26 protein-coding genes are annotated in these 25,402 nt (G+C 43.0%); 21 read left to right on the top strand and 5 right to left on the bottom strand.

The window, feature by feature from the left end; translation table 11 throughout:
- From PGW42_RS13520 to PGW42_RS13505, 4 genes are all read left to right on the top strand, one after another.
- Window positions 1-150 (top strand): putative PEP-binding protein (locus PGW42_RS13520; protein ID WP_330677057.1); only part of this gene is annotated, 150 nt, incomplete at its 5' end.
- 180 nt (window positions 151-330) lie between these two features.
- Window positions 331-1,713, top strand: a complete 1,383-nt coding sequence (locus PGW42_RS13515) for an NCS2 family permease (RefSeq protein WP_270203846.1) — start codon at window positions 331-333, stop codon at window positions 1,711-1,713.
- 287 nt (window positions 1,714-2,000) lie between these two features.
- The gene (locus PGW42_RS13510; protein ID WP_270203847.1) at window positions 2,001-3,824 is read left to right on the top strand and encodes an ABC-F family ATP-binding cassette domain-containing protein; all 1,824 of its coding nucleotides are present in this window, start codon (window positions 2,001-2,003) and stop codon (window positions 3,822-3,824) included.
- Window positions 3,825-3,903: 79 nt separating this feature from the next.
- On the top strand, window positions 3,904-4,608 hold the full coding sequence (locus PGW42_RS13505) for a DUF975 family protein (RefSeq protein WP_055157747.1): 705 nt from the start codon (window positions 3,904-3,906) through the stop codon (window positions 4,606-4,608).
- A gap of 78 nt (window positions 4,609-4,686) precedes the next feature.
- On the opposite strand, the gene PGW42_RS13500 is transcribed toward PGW42_RS13505, so the two are convergent.
- Window positions 4,687-5,748, bottom strand: coding sequence for an ABC transporter substrate-binding protein (locus PGW42_RS13500; protein ID WP_055249297.1), 1,062 nt, complete (start codon window positions 5,746-5,748; stop codon window positions 4,687-4,689).
- A 26-nt stretch (window positions 5,749-5,774) separates the two neighbouring features.
- Window positions 5,775-6,209: a hypothetical protein gene (locus PGW42_RS13495; protein ID WP_270203848.1), complete on the bottom strand. Its 435-nt coding sequence runs from the start codon at window positions 6,207-6,209 to the stop codon at window positions 5,775-5,777.
- Between the two features lie 82 nt (window positions 6,210-6,291).
- On the opposite strand from PGW42_RS13495, the gene PGW42_RS13490 reads away from it, so the two are divergent.
- The 6 genes from PGW42_RS13490 to PGW42_RS13465 all read left to right on the top strand — a co-directional run bounded on the left by PGW42_RS13490 (window position 6,292) and on the right by PGW42_RS13465 (window position 9,618).
- On the top strand, window positions 6,292-6,669 hold the full coding sequence (locus PGW42_RS13490; protein ID WP_117558887.1) for an SdpI family protein: 378 nt from the start codon (window positions 6,292-6,294) through the stop codon (window positions 6,667-6,669).
- Window positions 6,670-6,683: 14 nt separating this feature from the next.
- Complete coding sequence (locus PGW42_RS13485; protein WP_055249293.1) at window positions 6,684-7,232, top strand: alpha/beta family hydrolase; 549 nt, start codon at window positions 6,684-6,686, stop codon at window positions 7,230-7,232.
- Between the two features lie 204 nt (window positions 7,233-7,436).
- A complete protein-coding gene (locus tag PGW42_RS13480; protein WP_270203849.1) occupies window positions 7,437-7,805 on the top strand; it encodes a VOC family protein in 369 nt (122 codons plus the stop codon).
- Window positions 7,806-7,980: 175 nt separating this feature from the next.
- On the top strand, window positions 7,981-8,937 hold the full coding sequence (locus PGW42_RS13475; RefSeq protein ID WP_117558891.1) for a ketopantoate reductase family protein: 957 nt from the start codon (window positions 7,981-7,983) through the stop codon (window positions 8,935-8,937).
- 128 nt (window positions 8,938-9,065) lie between these two features.
- Window positions 9,066-9,326, top strand: coding sequence for a hypothetical protein (locus tag PGW42_RS13470; protein WP_270203850.1), 261 nt, complete (start codon window positions 9,066-9,068; stop codon window positions 9,324-9,326).
- A gap of 31 nt (window positions 9,327-9,357) precedes the next feature.
- Window positions 9,358-9,618 carry a hypothetical protein gene (locus tag PGW42_RS13465; protein WP_330677056.1) on the top strand — a complete coding sequence of 87 codons (261 nt, stop codon included), beginning with the start codon at window positions 9,358-9,360 and terminating at the stop codon, window positions 9,616-9,618.
- Window positions 9,619-9,695: 77 nt separating this feature from the next.
- Here the strand turns inward: PGW42_RS13465 and PGW42_RS13460 are convergent, their stop codons facing one another.
- Window positions 9,696-9,905 (bottom strand): hypothetical protein, encoded by a 210-nt coding sequence (locus PGW42_RS13460; RefSeq protein WP_022220316.1) that lies wholly within the window; start codon window positions 9,903-9,905, stop codon window positions 9,696-9,698.
- Window positions 9,906-10,207: 302 nt separating this feature from the next.
- Here PGW42_RS13460 and PGW42_RS13455 point away from each other — a divergent pair, with 302 nt between their 5' ends.
- From PGW42_RS13455 to glgB, 6 genes are all read left to right on the top strand, one after another.
- A complete protein-coding gene (locus PGW42_RS13455; protein WP_270203851.1) occupies window positions 10,208-11,548 on the top strand; it encodes an MATE family efflux transporter in 1,341 nt (446 codons plus the stop codon).
- 97 nt (window positions 11,549-11,645) lie between these two features.
- Window positions 11,646-11,903: a hypothetical protein gene (locus PGW42_RS13450; protein ID WP_055249282.1), complete on the top strand. Its 258-nt coding sequence runs from the start codon at window positions 11,646-11,648 to the stop codon at window positions 11,901-11,903.
- 290 nt (window positions 11,904-12,193) lie between these two features.
- Window positions 12,194-12,571, top strand: coding sequence for a diacylglycerol kinase family protein (locus PGW42_RS13445; RefSeq protein ID WP_008369472.1), 378 nt, complete (start codon window positions 12,194-12,196; stop codon window positions 12,569-12,571).
- Between the two features lie 33 nt (window positions 12,572-12,604).
- Window positions 12,605-13,048, top strand: coding sequence for a phasin family protein (locus PGW42_RS13440; protein WP_118199039.1), 444 nt, complete (start codon window positions 12,605-12,607; stop codon window positions 13,046-13,048).
- The gene (locus PGW42_RS13435; protein WP_270203852.1) at window positions 13,041-14,636 is read left to right on the top strand and encodes an ABC1 kinase family protein; all 1,596 of its coding nucleotides are present in this window, start codon (window positions 13,041-13,043) and stop codon (window positions 14,634-14,636) included. The genes PGW42_RS13440 and PGW42_RS13435 overlap by 8 nt, the downstream gene beginning before the upstream one ends.
- Window positions 14,637-14,655: 19 nt before the next feature.
- Window positions 14,656-16,440, top strand: coding sequence for a 1,4-alpha-glucan branching protein GlgB (gene glgB / locus PGW42_RS13430; protein WP_118199040.1), 1,785 nt, complete (start codon window positions 14,656-14,658; stop codon window positions 16,438-16,440).
- Window positions 16,441-17,045: 605 nt separating this feature from the next.
- Here glgB and PGW42_RS13425 read toward each other — a convergent pair.
- Window positions 17,046-18,836, bottom strand: coding sequence for a glycoside hydrolase family 2 protein (locus PGW42_RS13425; RefSeq protein WP_270203853.1), 1,791 nt, complete (start codon window positions 18,834-18,836; stop codon window positions 17,046-17,048).
- A 201-nt stretch (window positions 18,837-19,037) separates the two neighbouring features.
- On the opposite strand from PGW42_RS13425, the gene PGW42_RS13420 reads away from it, so the two are divergent.
- Complete coding sequence (locus tag PGW42_RS13420; protein WP_008369460.1) at window positions 19,038-19,787, top strand: phosphatase; 750 nt, start codon at window positions 19,038-19,040, stop codon at window positions 19,785-19,787.
- A 98-nt stretch (window positions 19,788-19,885) separates the two neighbouring features.
- Window positions 19,886-20,488: a DUF1836 domain-containing protein gene (locus tag PGW42_RS13415; RefSeq protein WP_055262256.1), complete on the top strand. Its 603-nt coding sequence runs from the start codon at window positions 19,886-19,888 to the stop codon at window positions 20,486-20,488.
- Between the two features lie 123 nt (window positions 20,489-20,611).
- On the opposite strand, the gene PGW42_RS13410 is transcribed toward PGW42_RS13415, so the two are convergent.
- On the bottom strand, window positions 20,612-20,920 hold the full coding sequence (locus PGW42_RS13410; protein WP_022220320.1) for a YerC/YecD family TrpR-related protein: 309 nt from the start codon (window positions 20,918-20,920) through the stop codon (window positions 20,612-20,614).
- Between the two features lie 257 nt (window positions 20,921-21,177).
- Here PGW42_RS13410 and pcrA point away from each other — a divergent pair, with 257 nt between their 5' ends.
- The 3 genes from pcrA to rlmD all read left to right on the top strand — a co-directional run bounded on the left by pcrA (window position 21,178) and on the right by rlmD (window position 25,307).
- Window positions 21,178-23,415, top strand: coding sequence for a DNA helicase PcrA (gene pcrA / locus PGW42_RS13405; RefSeq protein WP_055157637.1), 2,238 nt, complete (start codon window positions 21,178-21,180; stop codon window positions 23,413-23,415).
- 145 nt (window positions 23,416-23,560) lie between these two features.
- Window positions 23,561-23,803: a hypothetical protein gene (locus PGW42_RS13400; RefSeq protein WP_044998722.1), complete on the top strand. Its 243-nt coding sequence runs from the start codon at window positions 23,561-23,563 to the stop codon at window positions 23,801-23,803.
- Between the two features lie 70 nt (window positions 23,804-23,873).
- Window positions 23,874-25,307 (top strand): 23S rRNA (uracil(1939)-C(5))-methyltransferase RlmD, encoded by a 1,434-nt coding sequence (gene rlmD / locus PGW42_RS13395; protein ID WP_270203854.1) that lies wholly within the window; start codon window positions 23,874-23,876, stop codon window positions 25,305-25,307.
- Window positions 25,308-25,402 lie beyond the last annotated feature (95 nt).

Here is a 25,402-nt window from a genome sequence, read left to right as displayed (position 1 = left end):
CACGCAGAAGGCAAATGGATCGGAATCTGCGGCGAACTCGGAGCTGACCTCGAACTGACTGAAGAATTCTTAAGCATGGGATTAGACGAATTATCCGTATCCCCTGCAATGGTACTTCTGCTCAGAAAGAAGATCAGAGAGAGCAAATAGTTGCGGTATACAGCTACTATGAACAGTAATAGCGAATAAGAGTTAGAAATCAGAGAGAAAGTAATGTGTTTACTTTCTCTCTTTTTTTTGCTAAAATATTCTCTGCTACAAGAAAATTGTACGAGGATATTTTAAGGAGTGAGAGGGAATATCCGAGACAGACAGCAGGAGGAAAACAATATGTTGAAAAAGGTGTTTAATCTTAAAGAAAATCACACCGATGTCAAAACTGAGATTCTTGCAGGTATTACGACATTTATGACGATGGCGTATATCCTGGCAGTCAATCCAAGCATTCTTTCCGCAGCGGGTATGGATCAGGGAGCAGTCTTTACTGCAACAGCACTTGCATCACTGATCGGTACGCTGTGTATGGCAGTATTCGCAAATTATCCATTTGCACTTGCACCTGGTATGGGACTGAATGCTTACTTTGCTTATACTGTAGTAATTGGTATGAACTACTCATGGCAGACTGCACTGACTGCAGTATTTGCAGAGGGTATTATTTTCATTATTCTTTCCCTGACGAATGTCAGAGAAGCGATCTTCAATGCGATTCCAGCTTGTCTTAAGACAGCAGTCAGCGTTGGTATCGGATTATTTATTGCATTTCTTGGACTTCAGAATGCCAATATCGTTGTCGGAGGATCTACTCTGGTACAGCTCTTCTCCGTAGATGCATATAATCAGGCAAATGGAGTGGAAGCAAGCTTCAATAACGTTGGAATTACTGTACTTCTTGCAATCATAGGTGTGCTGATCACAGCAATCATGGTGATTAAGAACATCAAAGGAAATATCCTTTGGGGTATCTTGATCACATGGATACTTGGAATCATTTGCCAGATAGCAGGTCTTTATGTACCGAATCCGGAGATCGGATTCTACAGTCTGCTTCCGGATTTCAGTTCCGGACTTGCAATTCCAAGCCTTGCACCGGTATTTGGAAAGCTTGATTTTAAGAATGTATTTTCACTGGAATTCGTTGTTGTAGTATTTGCATTCCTTTTCGTAGATCTTTTTGATACACTCGGAACTCTGATCGGTGTATCTACAAAGGCAGGCATGCTTGACAAAGACGGAAAGCTTCCGAGAATTAAAGGGGCACTGATGGCAGATGCAGTTGCAACTACAGTTGGAGCAGTACTCGGAACTTCTACAACAACAACATTCGTAGAGAGTGCTTCTGGTGTAACAGAAGGAGGACGTACAGGTTTAACATCCCTGACAACAGCGATCCTGTTTGGAATTTCCCTTTTCTTATCACCAATCTTTCTTGCAATTCCGTCCTTTGCGACAGCTCCGGCACTGATCATCGTCGGCTTCTATATGCTGAGCAATGTGGCAGGAATTAACTTCAGTGATTATAGCGAAGGAATTCCGTGCTTTATCTGTATCGCGGCAATGCCATTCTGCTACAGTATTTCAGAAGGTATTTCCATGGGAGTGATTTCTTATGTAGTAATCAACGTACTTACAGGAAAAGCAAAAGAAAAGAAGATCAGTGTACTGATGTATGTACTGGTAATACTGTTTATCCTGAAATATATTTTCTTATAAGATGATGATACCAGGGTCAAAAAGGTCAGAAAGCCGATGCAAGCTTGCTTAGCAATGGAGCAATCTGATTACATCAGTGAGCGGCAAAATTTATTTTTGACACTCACATCATAAGATAAAAAGAATATGGGGATATGTGAAAGCACAGGGACTGTCCGGTAACGGATAGGATTCTGTGCTTTTTGCGTGTCAGAATCGGTGCCGGGTGAGATACTTTGGATTGACTAGCACCCGTACAAATTGCTATAATGGAAAAAGACAAAACAGAGAATCACAGGGGAAAATATATGAATTTACTGACAATGGAACATGTATCCAAAGCCTATACGGATCGTGTGCTTCTGGATGATGTGGGATTTGGAATCAACAAAAATGAAAAAATCGGTGTGATCGGAGTCAACGGAATGGGTAAATCCACTTTGCTGAAAATCGTTGCCGGAATCGAAGAAAGTGATGCCGGAACGATCAGCATGGGGAATCAGGTGAAGATCTGCTATCTTCCGCAGACGCCGGTATTTGAAGCAGGAACAACAATTCTTCGCGCGGCAACAGAAGGAAATTATGATGAGCTGAACCGCTGGACGATCGAGGCAGAAGCAAAGTCTATGCTGAATCAGCTTGGATTTACCGATTATGCTGAAAAGATTGAGCATATGTCCGGCGGACAGAAGAAAAGGGTGGCACTTGTCCGGGCACTTTTAACACCGGCAGACATTCTGGTCCTTGACGAACCGACGAACCATTTGGACAATGAGATGTCCGAATGGCTGGAAGAATATCTGATCCAGTTCCGGGGAGCGATCCTGATGGTTACGCATGACCGTTATTTCCTGGACCGTGTGGTAAATCGTATCGTGGAAGTTGATCATGGGAAATTATATAACTATCCAGGCAATTATTCCGAGTTTGTGCGTCTGAAAGCCGAGCGTCAGAACATGGAGCTTGCCACAGAACGTAAGAGAAAAAGCCTTTTGCGTACGGAGCTGGAATGGCTACACCGCGGCGCAAGGGCGAGAAGTACCAAACAGAAAGCGCATATTGACCGGATTCATGCTATGCAGGAAATGAAAGATATTCAGGAAGAAAAGCGAGTAATGCTGGATTCTGTGGCTTCCCGTATGGGGAATAAAACAATCGAACTTTCCGGAATCTGCAAATCTTATGGAGAAAAGAAGCTGATCGAAGATTTCTCTTATATTTTTCTGAAGAAAGACCGAATCGGAATTATTGGACATAATGGATGTGGAAAATCGACGCTGCTCAAGATTATCAACGGGATCATAAAACCGGATGTCGGAACTGTTGAAATTGGACAGACAATCAAGATTGGCTATTTCTCGCAGGAGAATGAATATATGGATGAATCCAAGCGTGTCATTGATTATGTAAAAGAAGCAGGTGAGTACATTGCAACTTCTGACGGGAAGATTACCGCGTCCCAGATGCTGGAACGATTTCTTTTTGACGGGGCAATGCAGTGGTCGCGGATCGAAAAGTTATCCGGAGGCGAGAAACGGAGACTTTATCTACTACGTGTTTTGATGGAAGCACCAAATGTACTGATCCTGGATGAGCCAACCAATGATCTGGATATCCAGACGCTGACAATCCTGGAGGATTATCTGGATCATTTTGATGGTATTATTCTGATTGTATCCCATGACCGGTACTTCCTGGATCGTACTGTCAGTCGTATTTTTGCATTTAATGGAGGTGGGAAAATCCGCCAGTCGGAAGGTGGATACTCCGATTATCTGATCCGTGTGGAGCTTGAAAAACCGAAAGACGGACAGACAATTGCAGAAAATATGTCAGATGCAGCTTCTGCACAGACCGGTGAGTCTGACAGCAAAAAGACCTGGAAGCAGCGGGAAAAAAAGCTGAAATTTTCTTATAAAGAACAGCGGGAATACGAGACGATTGATGAGGATATCGCAAAGCTGGAAGAGAAGATCGAAAAGCTGGATCGGGAGATGGTTAAGAATGCCACCAATTCCGTGAAGTTGTCCGAACTTATGAAAGAGAAAGAAGAAACAGAGACAACACTGGAAGAAAAGATGGACAGATGGGTGTACTTGAATGATCTTGCTGAGCAGATAGAAAATCAGTAAAGTGATTGACAGATTTACAGATGATAAAGTATAGGTAGTGAGAATCATATCAATGTATTCGAAGGAGGAGAGGTATATGATGTGGAATAGAGCAGAACTTAAAATGAGAGGTAATATGGCATTTAAGAAGAATTATGTGTCAGCCGTTGTAGTTGCGCTTCTGATGGGAATCTTTGGCACAGTCTCTGGCGAATCCAGTGCAAGACGGGTAAGTGAGAATTCAGATATATATAGTGGAAATTTATTTAATGTGGGAATGATTACCGGATTGCTTGCAGGAATCGCAACGGTAGTAATACTGATTGTCCTTGTGGCAAAAGTATTTGTAGGTAATCTCCTGAAAATGGGTGGATACCGGTTCTTTATCCTGAACCAGACTGCACAGCCGGGAATCGGAACATTGCTTGACGGTTTCCGTTCCGGACATTATGTTAATATTGTTCTTACCATGTTTTTAAGAGATTTATTTACTGCACTTTGGAGTCTGCTTTTGGTGGTACCTGGAATCGTTAAGCATTATGAATATCTGATGGTACCATATATTATTGCTGAGAATCCGGCAATGGATTACAAAGAAGCATTCCAGATCAGTAAACAGATGATGGATGGAGAAAAAATGGAAGCATTTATCATGGATTTGTCATTCCTTGGATGGTATCTGCTGAGTGCGGTTACCTGTGGACTTCTTGCGATTTTTTATGTAAATCCGTATGTACAGGCATCCTTTGCGGAGATGTACACATTCAATAAGCAGAAGGCTTATCAGGAGGGATATATCCGGTAAGAGTTTCAGAAGGATAAATTTTAAAATGTAAGAATAGAGCGCAGACGCTGGCTTAAAATGAAGCGTCTGCGCTTTTATTTAGTGGGCGGCCTTCTCCGCAAAGGTAGTCGTAACTAGTTCTTCATAAGGAACACGCTCTTTCAGCTCACCGGAGTTTTCCAGAATATCCTGCAGCAGATTGAAGCTTTCTTCGTTGAAGATTAGATCCGATTTCCAGGTGTCTTGTTCGTAGTAACGGCTGACAATGGTTGTAATTGTAGCGAGATCGGTTTCCTTGAACTGTGGTGCAATGACTTTTGCAATCTCTTCCGGAGTGTGGGACTGAACGAAATCCATTCCTTTTTGCAGGGCATTGGTGAATTTCTGGATGATGTTCGGATTAGCATTCAGATAACTTGTTTTGGCACTATAGGCGGTGTATGGGACATAGCCGGAATCAACGCCGAGAGAAGCAACGACATAACCGGAATTTTCCGCTTCAAGGGCAGTAGCGCTCGGTTCAAATTCGATGGTATAGTCTGCCTGCCCACCGGAAAATGCAGCAGCGGTTGAACCGAAATCAATACTCTGGTTGATAGAAAGATCCTTCTGTGGATTAATTCCGTTTTTTTTCAAAATGTATTCAAAGACCATTTCCGGCATGCCACCTTTTCTTCCGCCAAGAACGTCTTTTCCTTTCAGATCATCCCATGAAAAATCCGGCATTTCTTCACGTGCGACCAGAAAGTTTCCGGCGCGCTGCGTAAGCTGCGCGAAATTTTTGATGACATCATTTGCACCCTCCTGGTAAGTATAAATCGAAGATTCACTTCCCATAAAGCCAATATCTGCCTCACCGGAGAGGACGGCGGTCATAACTTTATCCGCCCCAAAACCAGTAACAAGAGTCAAATTAATTCCTTCATCCGCAAAATACCCATTTTCAATCGCAACGTATTGCGGGGCATAGAAGATAGAATGGGCGACTTCGTTCAGTGTCACAGAGACAGGAGAAGAATTGGTGTCATGACTGGCTTGGGAAGTGACGGTTTCAGCTTTAGGATTCGTGGCATTATCATCGGCAGGTGCAGAGCTGCAGGCTGATAAAAGGCCGACAGTTATAGCAGAAACAAAAAGTAAGGATATAAAATTTTTTTTCATAAGTCCTCCTGAGTGGTATAACATTCTCATTTAAGATATGCAAAAAATGTGAAATTGGTGTTTTTATCTGATAGCCAATCGTTCTCCGCTGAAGATTTTGAAACTCCAGAACAACCTGCAACTAAAAGTATTTTATCATATAATTTATCCGAGTAATATGGCAGATAAATAATAGCAAAAGTATAAGCCATATGTTTCGCTTCGGTTAAGTCATTTGTCCTTTTTTCACCATAATATTTGCTCATAAGTGGCTGACTTCCATCACCTATGCTCTGCAATATCAGGTTGATGATCACCAGTGAAATATTAGGAGTCAGAGCAAGTCCGAAAGGAGCGAGTCCTGCCTTAAAAATTGATTTGTATAGAGAACCGAATTCACCAGCATTTGCACAAATTTCCAGTTTTTTTTTACCACAAAATGCACAAGAACCGAGAACGGCTTGTTGATTAATTTGTCCCAAGAGAGTAAACTGAAACATAAGACATTTGGGGTGTGTGTATCTGAGAAAAACTGAAAAAAGATAAAATAGTGGAGGTGCGGTTATGGGATTCTGGATTTTTATGCTTATAATGGATTTACTGATTCCGTTTACAATGATCGGTTTCGGAAAAATGTTTTTGAAAAAAGCACCGGATCAGATCAATTATGTGTTTGGTTACAGAACATCAATGTCAATGAAGAATCAGGACACCTGGGTATTTGCACATCATTATTGCGGAAAGATCTGGTATATCTGTGGACTTATTCTTTTGGTGGTATCTTTAATTGTGTTACTTCTGGTTATGGGAAAGTCTAATGATGCCATAGGAAATGTCGGTGGAATTCTGTGTGTATTTCAGATGATTCCACTGGTGGGTTCGATCATACCGACGGAGATTGCACTCAGGAAAAATTTTGATAAATATGGAAATAAAAGATAAATCAGGAGGATGCCATGAAAATAGCAGTATTTTTCCCAGGCATTGGTTATCATTGTGATAAGCCACTTTTGTACTATGCAAGAAAACTGGTTCAGGAATATGGATATGAAAAGATAGTCATGCAGGAGTATTCCTATAATGGCAAAAATATACGCGGCGATAAAAAGAAAATGCAAGAGGCATTTGAGTGCTTGTATGCGCAGGCAGAAAAGAAGCTTGAAGAAATCGCATTTGACGAGTACAGTGAAGTTTTATTTATTTCCAAAAGCGTAGGAACCATTATTGCATCCGCTTATGCTGAGAAATATAAGATAAAATGCTGCCAGATTTTGTATACCCCGCTTGAACAGACTTTTATGTTTGAACATGATGATGCAATTGCATTTATTGGAACTGCGGATCCGTGGAGCGATGTAAAAAAAGTAATTGCATGTTCAAAGAATCAGGCAGTTCCGATTTATGTGTATGAGGATGCCAATCATTCATTGGAAAAAGAAAATATTTTACAAAACATTGATATCCTGAAAAACGTAATGGAAAAGACACAGAAGTATTTGCGGTAGCTATTCCAGGAAAGCGAACCCATTTGCACTGGAGGTGTCGAATAAATCCCGTACAATCCGGATAACGTCGTGTGCATAGGATGGAAGATATCCTCCATGACGGTGTGCCACTGGGAAGGGGAGTTAAATAGGAAAAGCCTATTTTTTACCAGAAAGATCAGAAAAAAACTGATAGAGTAAAAAAATCAGGTTGTGGAGGAGAAGATGAGATTAAGGAATATCCTGATTGTTGTAAAAGACATTGAAAAATCAAAGAAATTCTATCATGATCTGTTTGGTCTGGATATCATTCTGGACAATGATGGAAACGTTATTCTGACAGAAGGACTTGTTTTACAGGACGAAAAAGTCTGGAAGGATGTTACAGGAAAAGAAGTTGTCCCGGAGAATAATTCCTGTGAACTTTATTTTGAAGAGCGGAATATGGAAGCATTTACTGAAAAATTAGAAAAACTGTATCCGGAAACCAAATATGTCACCAGGCTGATGACGTACAGCTGGGGACAGAAAGTGATCCGTTTTTATGATCTGGACGGCAATCTGATTGAAGTTAGGACACCGATACGGGGATAAAGAGAAAATAACATACATCAGGAGGACAACAAAATGGCAGCGGTACTTTTGCGTGCAGCATCTCTGGCGTTTGTCATGGTTCTTGGAATTTTATTGAAAAAGACGGGAATCGTCGGCAATCCGGCAAGGGTACTCCGAAAGGTTGAAAAATAGAAAATTTACGAGGTGAGAGAAGATGAAGATAAAATCAGTTGCAGTTTTAGGTGCAGGAGCAGTAGGCTCTTATGTGATCTGGGGTCTTTCTGAAAAATCAGATATCCGGCTTGGAGTGATCGCTGAAGGAGAAAGAGCAGAACGTCTGAAAAAGAACGGATGTGCGATCAATGGCAAGACTTACCATCCGGAAGTGTGGACTCCGGATGAGGCACATGACGTGGATCTGATGGTGGTTGCTTTGAAATACGGTTCACTGGAAGGTGCTTTGGAGAGTATACAAAAAGCAACAGGCGAGCATACGGCGATCATGAGTCTGATGAACGGTATTGACAGCGAAGAGATCATTGGCAGAACAGTGGGAATGGAGCATGTGTTACCGGCACTGATCAAAGTGGCTTCACATAAAGAGGAAGACGGTTATCATTTTGATCCACCGACCACACTTGGAATCATTTTCGGAGAACCGTCCGCGCCGTTCGACAGCGAGCGGGTGAAAGCAGTGGAAGAGTTATTTGCAGATACCGGGATTCATTTCCGCTCCACAGAGTATATTCAGGAAGAGATCTGGTGCAAGTTTTGCCTGAATGTGTGCAGCAATCTGCCGCAGGCGATTCTGGGAGCAGGCGTTGGATGTTACCGTGACAGCGTGCACATGAAAGCAATCAGTGACGGATTAAAAAGAGAGCTGGAAGCAGTCGCACAGGCAAAAGGAATCGATATGAGCAAGACCGAAAGCTCGTCCGGACGTGGAAGTGCGGTCCCACCGTCAGCCAGATATTCGACCTTGCAGGATCTGGATGCCGGATGCCACACGGAAATCGATATGTTCTCCGGCGCGCTTGTTCGGATGGGAAAAGAGCTTGGAATCCCGATGCCGTATAATGAATACACCTATCATATGATCAAGGCGCTGGAAGAGAAAAACGATGGTAAATTTGATTATACCGGGAAAGAAGAACTGACCTGGTCAAAATAGAAAATATAGAGCGGGTATGTTATGCTGAAATCAGCATAAATTAAAATGTGCGATTTCGGGAGGAGATGTAAGATCAGATTCTCGTAAAAAGAACAACATAAAATGAAAAAAAGAAAGAGAGAGAAAGCATGAACGAATTATATGAAGCAATTGAAAAGAAAATCAAATTATCCGGATATCCGAGACTGATTTCCGGAGAAGATGTATACGATGATATCTGTGATCAGATTGAAGGAAAGGAAAATGGAGAATATATTTTACTTTCCAAATTTGATGATGATGTTGTGTTTGAATATCATATCACGATTCAGGATGATGATTTTAATCTTGGAATCCTGACCATGAAGACACCGGAAGGCGTATTTGAAGTAGATTTTGATGAGGAATAGAAGATGAAGATTACCGTTTATCTTGGTGCAAATGAAGGAATTGTTTTCCGAACGTCTGGAATTTCTCCAGAATAATTTTTATTCTTATGGCGAATATGCCCTGGTTGGAACAAAGGGCTATTGTTATGAAGGAAAAGATACGATCGAACATTTTGAAAAGCTGCGCAGCCGGGAAATCGAGCGCCTGCGGGTTTCTTTGGAGATGGCGAAAAAGGCAGGATACCAGAAATTTACCGGGATGATTTTTGTAGAAAATGAGACAAAGGATGTTCTATGCTTTTTCATGTTATAGTAGTAGTTACCAGCGTAAATATAAGGAACGGTTTCGGACAAAAAGAGCGAAACCGTTCCTTATTTGATTGATAGAAGTCACTCACATTTCTCCGGATCAATTTTTGGCGGTCGATAATGATAGACTTCTTCGTAGGATTCCAGCTCAGCTCTGTTTGTGGGACCGACAGGGATCAGACCGGTGCAGTCCTGCGCAGATGCTGCATTAGACAGATAATCGTAGGAATCGATGATCTTCTGATTGGATTTTTTGCGGGATGAAATATCAGAATGTTTTTCTTTTTTCATGGGGACCTCCTTATCTGATATGGCACAGGCAGAAAAAAGTGAAAATCTTAAAAACTGCCGGCAGGATAAGATAAGTATGTGCTGATAGGTAGAAAGTATGTATGAAAAAAACGGTTTCTGCCTCATTTGGGTTTGAAAACTATGTGAGATAGAAAGAAAGCCGTCTGTTAAACGCATCAGGGCAAAAAAATACTTGCATTCTGAGTTTAAGAAGACCATAATAGCAAAGGGATTTTTTGGAAATTATTTGAAATCAGGAATGAAGTAAGAGAGAAGCAGAGGAAAAAGGGAGTTAAAAGAAAATGGAACAAAAGCATATGTTCACAAATAAAATGATTGCAAATCTTCTAATACCGGTTGTTCTGGAACAGCTTCTGAACTCCATCATGGGAACAGCGGACACAATGATGGTAAGCAATGTGGGATCTGCGGCGATTTCAGCAGTATCGCTGGTGGATTCGATCAATGTGCTGGTGATCCAGGCGTTTTCTGCGCTGGCGGCAGGAGGCGCGATCGTCTGTGCACAGTATATCGGACAGAAGAATGTGAAGCGGGCAAATGAATCCGCAAGGCAGGTGCTGTTTATTATTACGGCAATTTCGGTTGTGATCAGCCTGATTTGTCTTGTTTTCCAAAAGCCGATGCTGCGTCTGATCTTTGGATCAGTGGAGGCGGAGGTCATGCGTGCGTCGGAAATTTATTTCTTCTACACGGCACTGTCCTTTCCGTTTATCGCAGCTTATGATTCGGCAGCATCGATTTTCAGGGCACAGGATAATACGAAAGGTCCGATGCTCATTTCCATGATATCCAATGTGATGAACATTGCAGGAAATGCAATGCTGATCTGGGGATTTCATATGGGTGTTGCAGGGGCAGCACTTGCAACTCTGATTTCACGTGTTTTCTGTGCAGTTGTAGTTCTGACCCAGCTGCGTCAGGACAGGCAGCCGATCGTGGTGCGTGATTATCTGAAAATCCGTCCAGACTTCCGGATGATCCGGAGAATTTTAAGTATCGGTATCCCTTCAGGGGTAGAGAACAGTATGTTCCAGCTTGGAAAGCTTGCGATTCAGTCCTCCGTATCAACGCTCGGCACAGTGGCAATCGCGGCACAGGCAATGACGAGTATTCTGGAAAATCTGAATGGAATTGCAGCAATCGGAGTTGGCGTTGGGTTGATGACGATTGTTGGACAGTGTATTGGGGCTGGCAGAAAAGATGAAGCGGTTTACTATATCAAAAAGCTTTGTATGATTGCGGAAGTGATTCTGATCATCAGCTGTCTGAGTGTATTTGTACTGACAAAACCGATCACGATCCTTGGTGGTATGGAAAAAGAAAGTGCGGATATGTGTATCCATATGACGATGTGGATCACGATTGTAAAGCCATTGGTATGGATTATGGCATTTATCCCGGGCTATGGTATGCGCGCAGCCGGGGATGTGAAATTTTCAATGCTCACATCTTGCACGACGATGTGGCTGTGCCGTTTTTGCCTCAGCGTATTTATGATCCGGGTAGTTGGTGTCGGAGCGATGGGCGTGTGGATCGGAATGTTTTCAGACTGGACACTCCGTGGGATTATTTTTTCGTGGAGATTTCATAGCAGAAAGTGGCTGAAGCATCAGGTGATTTAAAATTCTTACATAGATTTTACATGGCAGATCCTTTGGATTTTACATACCTTTGTTAAGATTCTGTTAAAGGTAAGGAATTTGGAAAGGAAGATGTAAAATGAGAAAGCTGTGGGATTTCTGGAAGAATAAAAAATATGGAAAAAAGAGTATGACAGGATGGTTTCTGCTGACGAATGCATTATTGTGTGGGGTTATAGGTGCAGCACTTTGGGGAGTTGTCAGTCTGGTGGCGTTAAAAGGAATATCCTGGCTGATCATATTTGCAGGATATGCGATTGTTTTCCCGGGATTCCTCGGAGGTGTACTTTTTGCAATGAATGCGGAAACAACGATGGATGAATTAGAGATAAAATAAACTGACAGAGAAGCGGAAATATCAGAAATGGTATTTCCGCTTTTTTCGATACAAATGATGAGAATTGCGAGAGTGCAAAGCACGTAGCAATCTGGTATCAAAGGGGTCAAAATACCTTTTGCCACAACATTAAATGATGTGAATGTCAAAAGTGAATTTTGATTCTTACATCATACAAATACAAATTTACAATTTTTACAGATTGTATAGAAAGAAAATACGGAAAAGACTGGTTATTATAGAGCTGATTTGGTAAAATAAAGACAATAATAAGAAGCAGGTGATGAAATATGGACAGTCAGAAGAAAGATCCGCTCTATAAAAGTTTTGGATACGCATTTGAAGGGATTGGTACCTGTATCAAAAAAGAGCGGAATATGAAGATTCACTGTGCGGCAGCGATTCTGGTAGTGATTGCCGGAGTGATATTGAAGATCTCATCGCTGGAATGGTGCATCTGCCTGACACTTTTTGGGCTTATCATGGCGCTGGAGCTGGTCAATACCGCAGTAGAAGCGGTGGTCGATCTGGTGACGGAAGAGCGGAAGCCACTTGCAAAGATTGCAAAAGATACAGCAGCAGGTGCGGTTCTGATTGCAGCAATTATGGCAGCGATCGCCGGGATTATTATTTTTCTGCCAAAGGGACTTACATTCCTTGGGTTTTAAAGCAGATTGAAATTGTGAAAGGAGATAGACGTTATGGGAAGTTTAGGAGATGGAGTTAAGAAAGTATTACTTGCAGGGATTGGTACAGCAGCAGTAACTGCAGAAAAGTCAAAAGAGGTTCTGGATAAGATGGCAGAACGTGGAGAAGCAGCTGTAGAACAGGGAAAAGTTCTGAATCAGGAACTTCGCCACAATATCAAGAAGACTGTAAAAGAAAATGTCAATGTTTCTGTTAAGACATCTTCACCGGAAGAACTGGACGAGCTGCTTGATAAGATGACACCGGAGCAGATTGAACAGCTCAAAGAAAGAATTTATGAGCGTGAAGCAGCAGTTTCTGAAGAAGAAACAGAAAAAGTAGAAGAAGCTGTAGAACAGGCAGGAGAGACGGCTGAAACTGTTGAAACAGAGACGGCAGAGGAAGCAGCAAAAGAAGTTGAAGCAATCGAATCTGGTAACGAGGACATGAATGAGTAACAAAAACCAGTCAAAAGAGTCAAATAAATATGGTTCCAGACTGCGGGAGATGACAGCAGTCCTCAGAAAACATGGGATTACCGGTGGACTTACCCCGGAAAAGCTCCGGCTGATCCTGGAGGATCTGGGGCCGACTTATATTAAGCTTGGTCAGATCATGTCACTGCATTCCGACATTCTTCCGAAAAGCTATTGTGAAGAACTGATGCGGCTTCATTCAGAGGTGACACCGATGCCATTTGAACAGGTAGCAGAAGTGATCCGCAAGTCCTACGGTTATGAGTGGAACGAAGTGTTCCAGAGCATTGATGTGCATCCACTGGGATCGGCATCGATCGCACAGGTCCACCGGGCGGTTCTGAAGACTGGGGAAGATGTTGTCGTCAAAGTTCAGAGGCAGGGTATCTATAAGGTAATGTCCAGAGATATCAGTCTGCTCCACAAAGCGGCAAAGCTGGTCCCGCCAGGTACGATCAAGGACATGGTGGATATTAACATGGTTCTGGACGAGCTCTGGACTGTCACCCAGCAGGAGATGAATTTCCTTCTGGAGGCAGCCAGTATGGAAGAATTTGCCCAGCGCAATCAGGATGTGGCTTTTGTTACAACGCCTCGGCTCTATCGCGAATATACGACCAACCATGTGCTAGTGATGGAATATATTGATGGATTTGCAATCAACGATAAAGAAAATCTGCTGGCAAATGGCTATGATCTGAATGAGATTGGAACAAAACTTGTAGATAATTACATTCGCCAGGTTATGGAGGATGGTTTTTTTCATGCTGATCCGCATCCGGGCAATGTGCGTATCCGTGATGGAAAGATTGTCTGGATCGATATGGGAATGATGGGAAGACTTACCGAGCGTGACCGGGAACAGATCAGCAATGCAGTCAAAGGTGTGGCAGAGAATGACATCGGTCTGATCCAGGAAGCGGTGATGGCACTTGGCGAGTTCCGCGGAAAGCCGGATCAGAGCAAGCTGTATGAAGATATCAATAATCTGATGGCAAAATATGGAACGATTGATATGGGTGATATCGATATTGCGGAAGTTATGCAGGATCTGATGGAAGTGATGAAGGAAAATAAAATTTCCATGCCTCATGGACTTACTATGCTTGCAAGAGGACTCGCCAATATGGAAGGTGTGCTTGCCGAGATCAGTCCGCAGATCAACATGGTTGAGATTGCGGCGGCACGGATGAAGGAGAGCTTTCTGACGAAGGAACAGTGGAAAAAAGAGATAAAGAATGATGCAAAAAGACTGTATCGTTCTCTTCACAAGGCAATGGATATTCCTTCCCTTGCAGCAGACATCCTGCAGGGGCACATGAAAGGACAGACCAGAGTCAATCTGGATCTTCATACTTCGGATGAGCTTTCCGGGTTGCTAAGGAGGTTGGTGCGGAATATTGTAATGGGGCTGTGGGTGATGGCACTTCTGATCAGTTCCAGCATTATCTGTACAACCAATATGCAGCCAAGGTTGTGGGGGATTCCGGCAATCGGTGCGTTTGGATATCTGATGGCATTTGCCATTGTAATGTATGTTTTTATCAAACATATCTTTTCAAAAAAATAAATAAACAGGGGGAAAAGAGATGCGGAAGGAGTTTTATACAGGGCATCTTTTTGATGTATATCGTTATTTTGGAGCGCATAAAGAGGGTGAAAATTTTATTTTCCGTGTGTTTGCGCCATCGGCAAAAGGAGTGTGCGTATTTGGAGAGTTCAGTAACTGGACAGAGATCCCGATGTATCAGGAGGAACAGAGCGGTGTATATGTGTCAGAGCCGATTCCGGCGAAGACAGGTCAGCTGTATAAGTACTGTATTTACACAGCAAATGGCGGAAGGGTAGAGCACTGTGATCCATATGGCTTCCAGATGGAATTAAGACCAGGAGATTGCTCAATCTTAACGGATCTTTATAGTTATAAATTTAAGGATGAAAAATGGATGAAGAACCGGACAGTCGGATTTGACAGTCCGGTCAATATCTACGAGATCCATGCAGGATCCTGGAGAAAAAAAGGAGAAGGGCAGACAGACTGGTATACTTATATTGAGCTTGCAAAACTTCTGATTCCTTATGTAAAAAAGAATCATTATACTCATATTGAGATGATGCCGCTTTCCGAGCATCCTTTTGACGGATCCTGGGGATATCAGAATACCGGATTTTTTGCGCCGACCGCACGTTATGGAACACCGGATGAGCTGAAAAAATTTGTGGATGAGTGTCACCAGGCAGGAATTGGTGTGATCATGGATTTTGTTCCGGTACATTTTGCAGTCGATTATTATGGACTGAAAGAATTTGACGGAACCTGTCTGTATGAATATCCAAATGCGGCAGTAGGTGAAAGCGAATGGGGAAGCTGTAATTTCATGCATTCCAGAGGGGAAGTACGATGTTTCTTACAGTCGGCAGCAAATTACTGGCTGAGTGAGTTTCATTTTGACGGAATCCGTATGGATGCAGTCAGCCGTCTGATCTACTGGCAGGGTGACGAGGCCAGGGGTGTTAACGGAACGACACTGGATTTTCTGAAGGTGATGAACCAGGGACTAAAGTCCCTTCATCCGACAGCCATGCTGATTGCAGAAGATTCCACCAATTTTCCAGGTGTTACTAAACCGGTTGACCAGGGAGGACTTGGTTTTGATTACAAGTGGGATCTTGGCTTCATGCACGATACACTGGAATATTTCCAGAGTGCACCAGAATACAGAAGCAGAGATTATCATAAGCTGACATTCTCGATGATGTATTATTATAATGAGCATTTTTTGCTGGAATACTGTCATGACGAAGTGGTACATGGAAAGGCAACGATTCTCCAGAAGATGAACGGAGAATATGAGGATAAGTTCCCACAGGCAAGAGCTATGTATCTGTATATGATGGCACATCCTGGTAAGAAGCTGAATTTCATGGGAAATGAATTCGGTCAGCTTCGCGAGTGGGATGAAAGCCGCGAGCAGGACTGGGATATCCTAAAATATCCGCTCCATGATGCATTTCACTGTTATATGATCGAACTGAACCGTATCGGTCAGGAAAATGATGCATTCTGGCATGATTATGATCCGGAGAATTTCAAATGGCTGGACTGCCATCAGGAAGAACGCTGTATCTATGCGATCAAAAGAAAAGGAAAAAATAAGAACTTTATCGCGATATTCAACTTCTCAGACGAAGAACAGGAAGATTACGAACTGGATACCGAAGAAGAAGGAAAACTCAGTGTGATACTGGATACGGACTGGGATGAATATGGAGGAAATACAAAAAAGAAAAAGACATTGCCGGCAAAAGCAAAAAAAGGGACGCATGTGACGCTGGACCTGCCGCCGTTTTCGGGGATTTTGCTGATGAGTTAGGTGGTGGGAAAGGGACGCCCGGGGCAGAACGATATTTCTGCTTTCGGGCGCGCTTTCGCTCCGCAAAAAACGCAGCGGTACTAAGTTCGGTGATCCCGCAAGCGTTATCCCCTCACTAAGTGCCGGCGTTTTTTGAGGGCCCGCCAGCAGAATTATCGTTCTGCCCCGGGCTGTGCTATGACACCAGAACCGCATCGGCGAAGGGGGGAAGACGGCACCATACTAAGCGCACAAAAACTAATACCAGGGGGGACGGCATCCGCTGCGCATCGCCTGGATGTGGTGTCTGACGGGAAGTGGTGGCAATGGATTTGCAGAAGTACTGGAGGTATATTGATAAGGTATAAAGTTTACGTTCCTGAGCAACCTATCCCACTGAAATTGAAATAGTATTTTCCCAGTGCGGCAGCGAAGCGCCTCCGCACAACTTGTACTGGAGCGACAAACGCAAGTACCCATGCATTCGGAATGAACCCCATCGGAAACGTCGGTACTTAGTGAGAGGATGTCGTCAGACATCATCGAACTTAGTATCCGCTACGTTTGCGGACTAAGCGCGAGCGGGGGTGAATCCGAATCCATGGGTGCGTAACTTTGTCAACCACCTACAACTTACAAACCTCCCTGTCGTAAGTCATCAGCCCGTTTATTTCATCTTCGATGTCGGAGAGTTGTGTATATACTGCTCCGCACAATCCCTGTTCTTTGAGGGGGTCAATTTCTTCAGACATAAGTTTATGATAGGCTGCCTGGAATTCTTCCTGTGAAGAGCAGATTTTATATCCGTATGTCTTGCCGGAGCAGGTATGTCCTTTGACCTGGCAGGTGTAGCCGCCGTATTCGGAGATGACGAAAGCGCGGTCAGATGGAGTTACGAACTGCTTTGCAAAGTAGTTATGTTCACTTTTGAAATCTCCCTGCCGTCTGTCAAACCAGCCACTGGCGGAATCAATGAGCCGGGTGTCATCCAGTTCGCGGAATAAGGCAGTGAGCTTTTTTGAATCAAACTGTCCCCAGCCTTCATTGAAGATTACCCAGGTGCTGATGCATGGGAATGCTTTTAGGGCAGTGACAGTTTCTTTGCATTCACGGATGAATTCTTCTCTGCCATGTACATTTTTCCTGCCGAAGAGAGGATGAATCCGGTCACTGGTGTGAAGCTTGAATTTTGGAAAGAGTGCAGGCAGCCAGGTCATGAACGGAGCATTGTAGGTGCCACCGTTTACCATGTCCTGCCAGACGATCATTCCAAGGCGGTCGCAATGATAATACCATCTTGCAGTCTCGACTTTTACATGCTTACGGATCATGTTGAAGCCGAGATTTTTCATGGTCTGGATATCATAGATCAGCGCTTCATCAGATGGCGCAGTGTAAAGCCCGTCCGGCCAGTATCCCTGATCCAGGACTCCATTCAGAAAAAGTGGTTCATGGTTCAGGCAGAAGCGGGGAAGTCCTTTTTTATCCGGTTCGATGGTAAAGGTACGCATTGCAAAATAGCCGGTGACTTTATCTTCGCCTGCCTGTATCTCAATTGTATAAAGATAAGGATCATCAGGATTCCAGGGATGCATATTGTTGACGTCACAGTAGCAGGAGTAACAGCAAAGAGAGTCAGACTGATTGGTGCAGATCCCTTTGGAAATCAGGCGACCGTCCATGTCTCTGACGTGACAGACAACCGCTTCGGCATCGCTGCATCCGGAAATCGGATGATTTAAAAGAAGGGATACGTGTACCGTCTCTTTTTCATATAAAGGGGTGAGTTCCAGTTTTTTGACATAGACAGCCGGAACCCATTCCATCCATACTGTCTGCCAGATTCCACTCTGGGCGGTGTAGAACATTCCGCCACGCTTTAATTTCTGTTTTCCAACACTGTGATAAGAAGTGTCGGAACGGTCTTCAATGTGTACAGTCAGAGTATTGCAACCCTCCTGCAGAGCATCTGTGATATCAGCAGAAAATGGAAGATATCCGCCGATATGTGAGACAACTACTTTTCCATTTACCAGAACTTTCGCATACTGATCGACTGCACCAAAATGCAAGATGCACCGGGATCCGTCGGAAGGAAGGCGCTTGACCGACAGCAGGCGCTCACAGAGCATTTTTTCGCGCGGCTTTAACTGGAAACCGGCACCGGAAAGAGGGGCTTCCGGAGAAAAAGGAACGAGAAGAGTTCCTTCTTTGGTTATGGTATTTTTTTCTGAAAGAACTGTGTAATTCCATTCTCCATTCAGGTTGATATATTGATCGCGGATCATTTGCGGACGTGGATATTCTTCCAGTATGTGCTGCGGATCAAGAGCTTTTCCCCAACGGGTAGTCAGTGTCTGATGGGAAGCTTTTCTGGGAAAGATCCGTACACTTGCAAGTGCTGCTAAAAGATTCATAAAAAAACCTCTTTCGTTAAATATTCTTATAGTCTATTGTACCATGTGACAACAAAAACACCGCACATTTTATAGAAATTTTAGAAATGAAAACAGTGGGGAAAAACGGATTGTAAAAAAGAAAGAATCAGTTTATCATAAGAATATAAGAAAAGATGAGCTGTGAGAACACAGACAAAGAGCAGGCAGGAGGAAATACCGATGAAAATAGTTTTAGATACACATGCACATACCATTGTCAGCGGACATGCATACAATACGATACGTGAGATGGCACAGATGGCGAAAGAGAAAGGACTGGAGGCATTTGCACTGACTGAACATGCACCGCAGATGCCGGGAACCTGTCATGAGTTCTATTTCCAGAATCTGCATATCGTACCGCGTGAAATGTACGGCGTGAGACTGTTCATGGGTGTGGAACTGAATATTATGAATGAAAAGGGAGAGGTTGACCTTCCGGAGAGCACACTTTGCCAGATGGATATTGCAATTGCAAGTATTCATGGACCTTGTTATAAAGGCGAGCGGACGGAAGAGGCAATCACGGCGGCATACCTTGCGGCAATGGAGAATCCGCTGATTCACATTATTGGACATCCGGATGACGGAAGATATCCGGTGGATTATGAACAGCTGGCCAAAAAAGCAAAAGAGACAGGAACCGTTCTGGAGGTAAATAACGGTTCGTTAAGACCTGGCGGATTCCGCGTGGATACCAGGAAAAATGATTTAAAAATGCTGGAATACTGTAAGAAATACGAAGTTCCGGTTACGATGGGAAGCGACGCACATATGGATGTAGATCTTGCAGATTACAGTTATGCGCTTCCGGTGATCGAGGAAAGTCATTTTCCGGAAGAACTGATCGTTAATACTTCTGCAGAGCTTCTGAAATCATGTATTCAGTATAAACGGAATATGTGGAAACAGAAAAAAGTGAATTGTTAATACGTCATTTACGTTAAAAAAGCCTGGATGAAAGATAGAGAAAAGACTTGATATCTAGTTTTTAATACTATATAATATCTATATTGAGGTGAAAAAGAATGACGATAAATACGGAAGATTTATTAAACAGTATCCTGGAAAGTGTCGGCAGAATTGATTATATTCATCCGGTAGATATTCCGAATATAGATTTATATATGGATCAGGTAACAACTTTTATGGAGGAGCAGCTCAGTTCGACGAAGCGTTATGAGGATGATAAGATCCTGACGAAAACGATGATCAATAATTATGCGAAGAACAATCTGCTTCCGCCTCCGAACAAGAAAAAGTATTCCAAAGAGCACCTTCTGGTTTTAATTTTTGTCTATTATTTTAAGAACCTGCTCTCAATCAAAGATATTGAGATTTTGTTAAAGCCACTGACAGACAAATATTTTGCTGTGGATTCGGAATTTGACATGGAAAGTATCTATGAAGAAGTCTGTAAGATGGAAAAAAGCAGGATCGGAGAGTTGCAGGATAGTATTCGTAAGGCGTATGAGACTGCTGAGAATTCTTTTGTATGTGTGGATGATGAAGAAAGAGAACAGCTTCAGAAGTTTGCCTTTATCTGTAATCTCAGTTTTGATGTGTATGTGAAAAAGCAACTGATTGAAAAAATGGTGGACGAACTTCCAAAGCCGGATAAGAAAAAATAAAAGCGTTAGCTTTTTTAAGAAGAATAAAAAAGGAACGGATTTCAGATTTTGAAATTCGTTCCTTTTTACTATTATCTGTTTGGCAATAGCTGTTACTACCAACTCCTGCCGATGTCTGTAAAATTAAGATTCAGATTCTTCAGCCCCCGCCTGAAGTCTCTCAAATACCATATCGTATCCATCATTACCATAATTAAGAGAGCGGTTTACGCGGCTGATTGTTGCTGTGGAAGCACCAGTCTTTTCTGCAATCTCCAGGTATGTTTTCTGATCACGTAGCATCTTAGCTACTTCAAAACGCTGTGAAAGCGATAAAAGCTCATTGATCGTGCAGACATCTTCAAAGAATGTGTAGCATTCTTCTCTGCTTTTCAGACTGAGAACGGCATCAAATAAAGAATCGACCGCTTCTGTTCTGATTTTTCTACTCATTATATTATCCCTCCATGACAAATAATCAATAAGAGTGTGACATAAACTACCCCACTCATTCATACAATGACATATTAGCACATTAAAATTTTAAAGTCCAGATATTTTGCAAAATTTTACAGATAAGAAAAAAGGAGCTGTATTTTTCTATTTTTACGACGAAAAATAGGGACGAGAGATTCTTTGACACCCCACTTTTTTTATAATATAATGATGCAATAGAGCCTCGAGAGAGGAGAAGAAAGAGGAACAAAAATATGAGTATTTATGATACATTAAATGACAGACAGCAGGAGGCCGTTTTCTATACAGAGGGCCCGCTTCTGATTCTTGCCGGAGCAGGATCCGGTAAGACACGTGTCCTTACACACAGGATTGCCTGGCTGATCGATCAGATAGGTGTGAACCCATGGAATATCCTGGCGATCACATTTACGAACAAGGCAGCCGGGGAGATGCGTGAGAGAGTGGATCAGATTGTTGGATTCGGTTCGGAGAGTATCTGGGTGAGCACCTTCCATTCAATGTGTGTGCGGATCCTGCGCAGATATATTGACCGGCTTGGGTATGATACAAATTTTACGATTTATGATGCAGATGATCAGAAGACACTGATCAAGGATGTGTGTAAATATTTGCAGATTGATACGAAAATGTTTAAAGAACGGTCGCTTCTTAGTGCGATTTCTTCTGCAAAAGATGAGCTTGTCACACCGGAAGAGATGACACTTCGTGCGGAAGGGGATTGGGCGAAAAAGAAGATTGCACAGGTTTATACCGAGTATGAAAAGCAGCTGAAAGCTAACAATGCACTCGATTTTGACGATCTGCTTTTAAAGACGGTACAGCTTCTTCAGACACAGCCGGACGTGCTGGAGTATTATCAGGAAAGATTCCGTTATATCATGGTGGATGAGTATCAGGATACGAATACGGTACAGTTTAAGCTGGTAAGCCTTCTTGCTGGTAAGTATCAGAATTTGTGTGTAGTTGGTGATGACGACCAGTCGATCTACAAATTCAGGGGTGCGAATATCATGAATATCCTGAATTTTGAAAAAGAATATCCGAATGCGAAAGTGATCAAGCTAGAACAGAATTACCGTTCCACATCCACAATCCTGAACGCCGCAAATGAAGTGATCCGTCACAATACAGGACGAAAAGAGAAGTCGCTCTGGACCGAGAATGGTGAGGGGGAGAAGATTCAGTTCCGTCAGTTTGATTCTGCTTACGATGAGGCGGATTATATTGTCAGTGATATCAAAGACAAGGTGAACAGTGGAAAAAGAGAATATAAGGATTTCGCTATTTTATACAGAACCAATGCGCAGTCACGTATATTCGAGGAAAAGATGGTGGTATCCAATGTTCCGTATAAGATCGTTGGTGGAGTAAACTTCTATGCAAGACGCGAAATAAAGGATCTGCTGGCATATTTAAAAACAGTAGATAATGGAAAAGATGATCTGGCAGTACGGAGGATCATCAATGTACCGAAGAGGGGAATCGGACTGACAACTATCGGAAGGGTACAGGATTATGCAACGGAACGGGAGATCAGTTTCTATGAAGCAATCCTGGCTGCAGGATCGGTTCCGGGAATCGGACGTGCGCTTGGCAAAATCGAATCCTTTGCAGCCCTGATTGAGCATTTTAAAGCCGAAGGCGAACGCATGAGTGTAGCGGAATTGATGGATGAGATTATCGATGCGACTGGATATGTAGAAGAACTGCAGGCAGATTCTGATGAAGAAGCAGAAAGCCGTCTGGAAAATATTGAAGAGCTCCGGAATAAAATTGTTGCATACGAGGAGTCCTGTGAAGCAGAAGATGAAAAATCGACACTTTCCGGTTTTTTAGAGCAAGTGGCATTGGTTGCAGATATCGACAGTCTTGATGAGGAGACGGACTATGTGGTGCTGATGACTTTACATAGTGCGAAAGGCCTGGAATTTCCACACGTCTATCTCGCCGGCCTGGAAGATGGGATTTTCCCAAGCTATATGACGATCACGGCAGATGATCCGGCAGAGCTGGAAGAAGAGAGAAGACTCTGCTATGTGGGAATTACCCGTGCAAAGGAGAATCTGACGCTGACCTGTGCAAGACGACGGATGGTACACGGTGAGACACAGTATAATAAGATGTCCAGATTCTTAAAAGAGATTCCGCTGAGTCTGCTTTCTACCGGTGCCCTGTTCAAAAAGGAGCAGACAGAGGAGGAACCAAAGGTATCTGCTTACCGTCAGGCAAAGCAGGCATTTGCGACAAAAGCGTTCGCAGCGACAAAGCCTGCACAGCAGTTTACTGTGACCAAGGGAAAAGGTCCGGGATATGATGTGGGGGACAGAGTGCGTCATATTAAGTTTGGGGAAGGTCTGGTGACACAGATCACAGAAGGCGGACGAGACTATGAAGTGACTGTGGACTTTGATACGGCGGGCACGAAGAAGATGTTTGCCATGTTTGCAAAACTGCAGAAAATTGACTAAAATTGCACTATGTGCCTAAGAAACACATTCTTTTTCGGAAAATCTGTGCAATATGGTGGAAATTATGCATGGATTTGTGGTATACTAGCTATAAACAATGAGTGAGCCGAAGCAGAGAGTGACGGCAGAAAGGGCGTGTATGGAGATGAACAGAATCGAAGAATTACTTGCAACAACGAAACTCAACGATATGATGCATAAGAAAGATGATGATCAGAAGACAACTGTTCTCTGGATTCTTGCAATTATCGGTGCGGTAGCAGCAGTTGCAGCAATTGCATATGCAGTATATTGTTTCTTTACTCCGGATTATCTGGAAGACTTTGAAGAAGATTTTGACGATGATTTCGACAATGATTTCTTCAGTGATGAAGATGAAGTACAGTAATATTAAGAAAGCAGCGAAGGCAGGAATTGTCAAAGATTCCTGCCTTTTCTATGTGAGGGTATATAGATAGATGAAAAAAGGACAGATATTAGAAGGATATATAGAAAGGGTAGATTTCCCGAATAAAGGATTTGCCGTGGTAGAGGACGAAGAAAAAAAAGTGATCGTGAAGAATACCGTTCCGGAACAAAAGGTGCGTTTCGCGGTGAATAAGATACGAAAAGGTCAGGCAGAGGGACGGCTTCTGGAAATTCTGGAGCATTCACCGGAAGAATGTCAGCCGGCATGTCCGCATTTTGGAGTCTGTGGCGGATGCACTTATCAGAATCTGCCGTATGAAAAGCAGGTGGAGATGAAGGAAGCGCAGATCCATGCAATGATGGATGCGGCGGTTGATGGTGATTATATCTGGGAGGGTGTTAAAGAAAGCCCGGTCAGAGATGCATATCGCAATAAAATGGAATTTTCTTTTGGAGACGAATATAAGGACGGACCTCTTGCACTTGGCATGCATAAAAGAGGCAGCTTTCACGATATTGTAAATGTTACAGAATGCAAGATTGTGGATGAGGATTTCAGACGAATTATAAAGGCTGTTCTGGGGTTTGCGACAGATACAGGTCTTCCGTATTATCACAGAATGCGCCATACTGGATTTTTCCGTCATCTTCTTGTGAGAAAGGCAGTTCGCACCGGAGAAATTCTGATTGATCTGGTAACAACATCGGAGGCACAGCTAGATGAAGCCAGACTGGTGGAAAAGCTTACCGGTCTTTCTTATGATGGGAAGCTTGCCGGAATTCTTCATACAACCAACAACAGCCTTGCGGATGTGGTAAAAGATGAAGGAACCAAAATTTTATATGGACAGGATTATTTCTATGAGGAACTTCTGGGACTGAAGTTCAAGATCACACCATTTTCTTTCTTCCAGACTAATTCCCTTGGCGCGGAAGTGCTTTATGAAGCAGCAAGATCTTATATCGGTGAGACGAAAGATAAGGTAATCTTTGATCTCTACAGTGGAACCGGAACGATTGCACAGATCCTTGCACCAGTGGCAAAAAAAGTAGTAGGTGTGGAAATCGTTGAAGAGGCAGTAGAGGCTGCAAAAGAAAATGCTGCTTTAAATGGACTCGATAACTGTACCTTCTGGGCTGGAGATGTGTTGAAAGTAATCGATGATCTGGGTGAAGTACCGGATCTGATCGTATTGGATCCACCAAGAGACGGTGTGCATCCGAAAGCACTGGAAAAGATCATTGATTTTGGTGTGGAAAGAATGGTTTATATTGCCTGCAAGCCGACCAGCCTGGCAAGAGATCTGGAGCTTCTGCAGGGAAGAGGATATCAGGTAGAACGGATTGGGTGTGTGGATCTTTTCCCGAGCACGGTGCACGTCGAGACCGTTTGTCTCTTGAGCAACAAAAAAGTCAAAGATAAAGATATCGTTGAGATTGGTGTAGATACTGAAGATTACTACAAAATCAAAAAAGGTAAGTAAGCACTATAAGGCTGCTCTCTACGGGGAGTGGCCTTTCTTGAAATAGACGCGAAATCTACAACGGCTGATATGAATGATATCAGCGTGGAGGTAAG

Origin of the sequence: Coprococcus sp. TM115-187 (assembly GCF_027679115.1) — a bacterium.
Lineage (GTDB): Bacteria > Bacillota > Clostridia > Lachnospirales > Lachnospiraceae > Allocoprococcus > Allocoprococcus comes.
Note: the sequence above shows the minus strand (reverse complement) of the source record. Positions and strands in the feature narration are given on the sequence as shown.

Bases quoted from the DNA above. Each gene is read 5' to 3' on its own strand.
- PGW42_RS13515 (WP_270203846.1), top strand. From the start codon at position 331: ATGTTGAAAAAGGTGTTTAATCTTAAAGAAAATCACACCGATGTCAAA.
- PGW42_RS13510 (WP_270203847.1), top strand. From the start codon at position 2,001: ATGAATTTACTGACAATGGAACATGTATCCAAAGCCTATACGGATCGT.
- PGW42_RS13505 (WP_055157747.1), top strand. From the start codon at position 3,904: ATGTGGAATAGAGCAGAACTTAAAATGAGAGGTAATATGGCATTTAAG.
- PGW42_RS13500 (WP_055249297.1), bottom strand. From the start codon at position 5,748: ATGAAAAAAAATTTTATATCCTTACTTTTTGTTTCTGCTATAACTGTC.
- PGW42_RS13490 (WP_117558887.1), top strand. From the start codon at position 6,292: ATGGGATTCTGGATTTTTATGCTTATAATGGATTTACTGATTCCGTTT.
- PGW42_RS13485 (WP_055249293.1), top strand. From the start codon at position 6,684: ATGAAAATAGCAGTATTTTTCCCAGGCATTGGTTATCATTGTGATAAG.
- PGW42_RS13480 (WP_270203849.1), top strand. From the start codon at position 7,437: ATGAGATTAAGGAATATCCTGATTGTTGTAAAAGACATTGAAAAATCA.
- PGW42_RS13475 (WP_117558891.1), top strand. From the start codon at position 7,981: ATGAAGATAAAATCAGTTGCAGTTTTAGGTGCAGGAGCAGTAGGCTCT.
- PGW42_RS13470 (WP_270203850.1), top strand. From the start codon at position 9,066: ATGAACGAATTATATGAAGCAATTGAAAAGAAAATCAAATTATCCGGA.
- PGW42_RS13465 (WP_330677056.1), top strand. From the start codon at position 9,358: ATGAAGGAATTGTTTTCCGAACGTCTGGAATTTCTCCAGAATAATTTT.
- PGW42_RS13460 (WP_022220316.1), bottom strand. From the start codon at position 9,905: ATGAAAAAAGAAAAACATTCTGATATTTCATCCCGCAAAAAATCCAAT.
- PGW42_RS13455 (WP_270203851.1), top strand. From the start codon at position 10,208: ATGGAACAAAAGCATATGTTCACAAATAAAATGATTGCAAATCTTCTA.
- PGW42_RS13450 (WP_055249282.1), top strand. From the start codon at position 11,646: ATGAGAAAGCTGTGGGATTTCTGGAAGAATAAAAAATATGGAAAAAAG.
- PGW42_RS13445 (WP_008369472.1), top strand. From the start codon at position 12,194: ATGGACAGTCAGAAGAAAGATCCGCTCTATAAAAGTTTTGGATACGCA.
- PGW42_RS13440 (WP_118199039.1), top strand. From the start codon at position 12,605: ATGGGAAGTTTAGGAGATGGAGTTAAGAAAGTATTACTTGCAGGGATT.
- PGW42_RS13435 (WP_270203852.1), top strand. From the start codon at position 13,041: ATGAGTAACAAAAACCAGTCAAAAGAGTCAAATAAATATGGTTCCAGA.
- glgB (WP_118199040.1), top strand. From the start codon at position 14,656: ATGCGGAAGGAGTTTTATACAGGGCATCTTTTTGATGTATATCGTTAT.
- PGW42_RS13425 (WP_270203853.1), bottom strand. From the start codon at position 18,836: ATGAATCTTTTAGCAGCACTTGCAAGTGTACGGATCTTTCCCAGAAAA.
- PGW42_RS13420 (WP_008369460.1), top strand. From the start codon at position 19,038: ATGAAAATAGTTTTAGATACACATGCACATACCATTGTCAGCGGACAT.
- PGW42_RS13415 (WP_055262256.1), top strand. From the start codon at position 19,886: ATGACGATAAATACGGAAGATTTATTAAACAGTATCCTGGAAAGTGTC.
- PGW42_RS13410 (WP_022220320.1), bottom strand. From the start codon at position 20,920: ATGAGTAGAAAAATCAGAACAGAAGCGGTCGATTCTTTATTTGATGCC.
- pcrA (WP_055157637.1), top strand. From the start codon at position 21,178: ATGAGTATTTATGATACATTAAATGACAGACAGCAGGAGGCCGTTTTC.
- PGW42_RS13400 (WP_044998722.1), top strand. From the start codon at position 23,561: ATGAACAGAATCGAAGAATTACTTGCAACAACGAAACTCAACGATATG.
- rlmD (WP_270203854.1), top strand. From the start codon at position 23,874: ATGAAAAAAGGACAGATATTAGAAGGATATATAGAAAGGGTAGATTTC.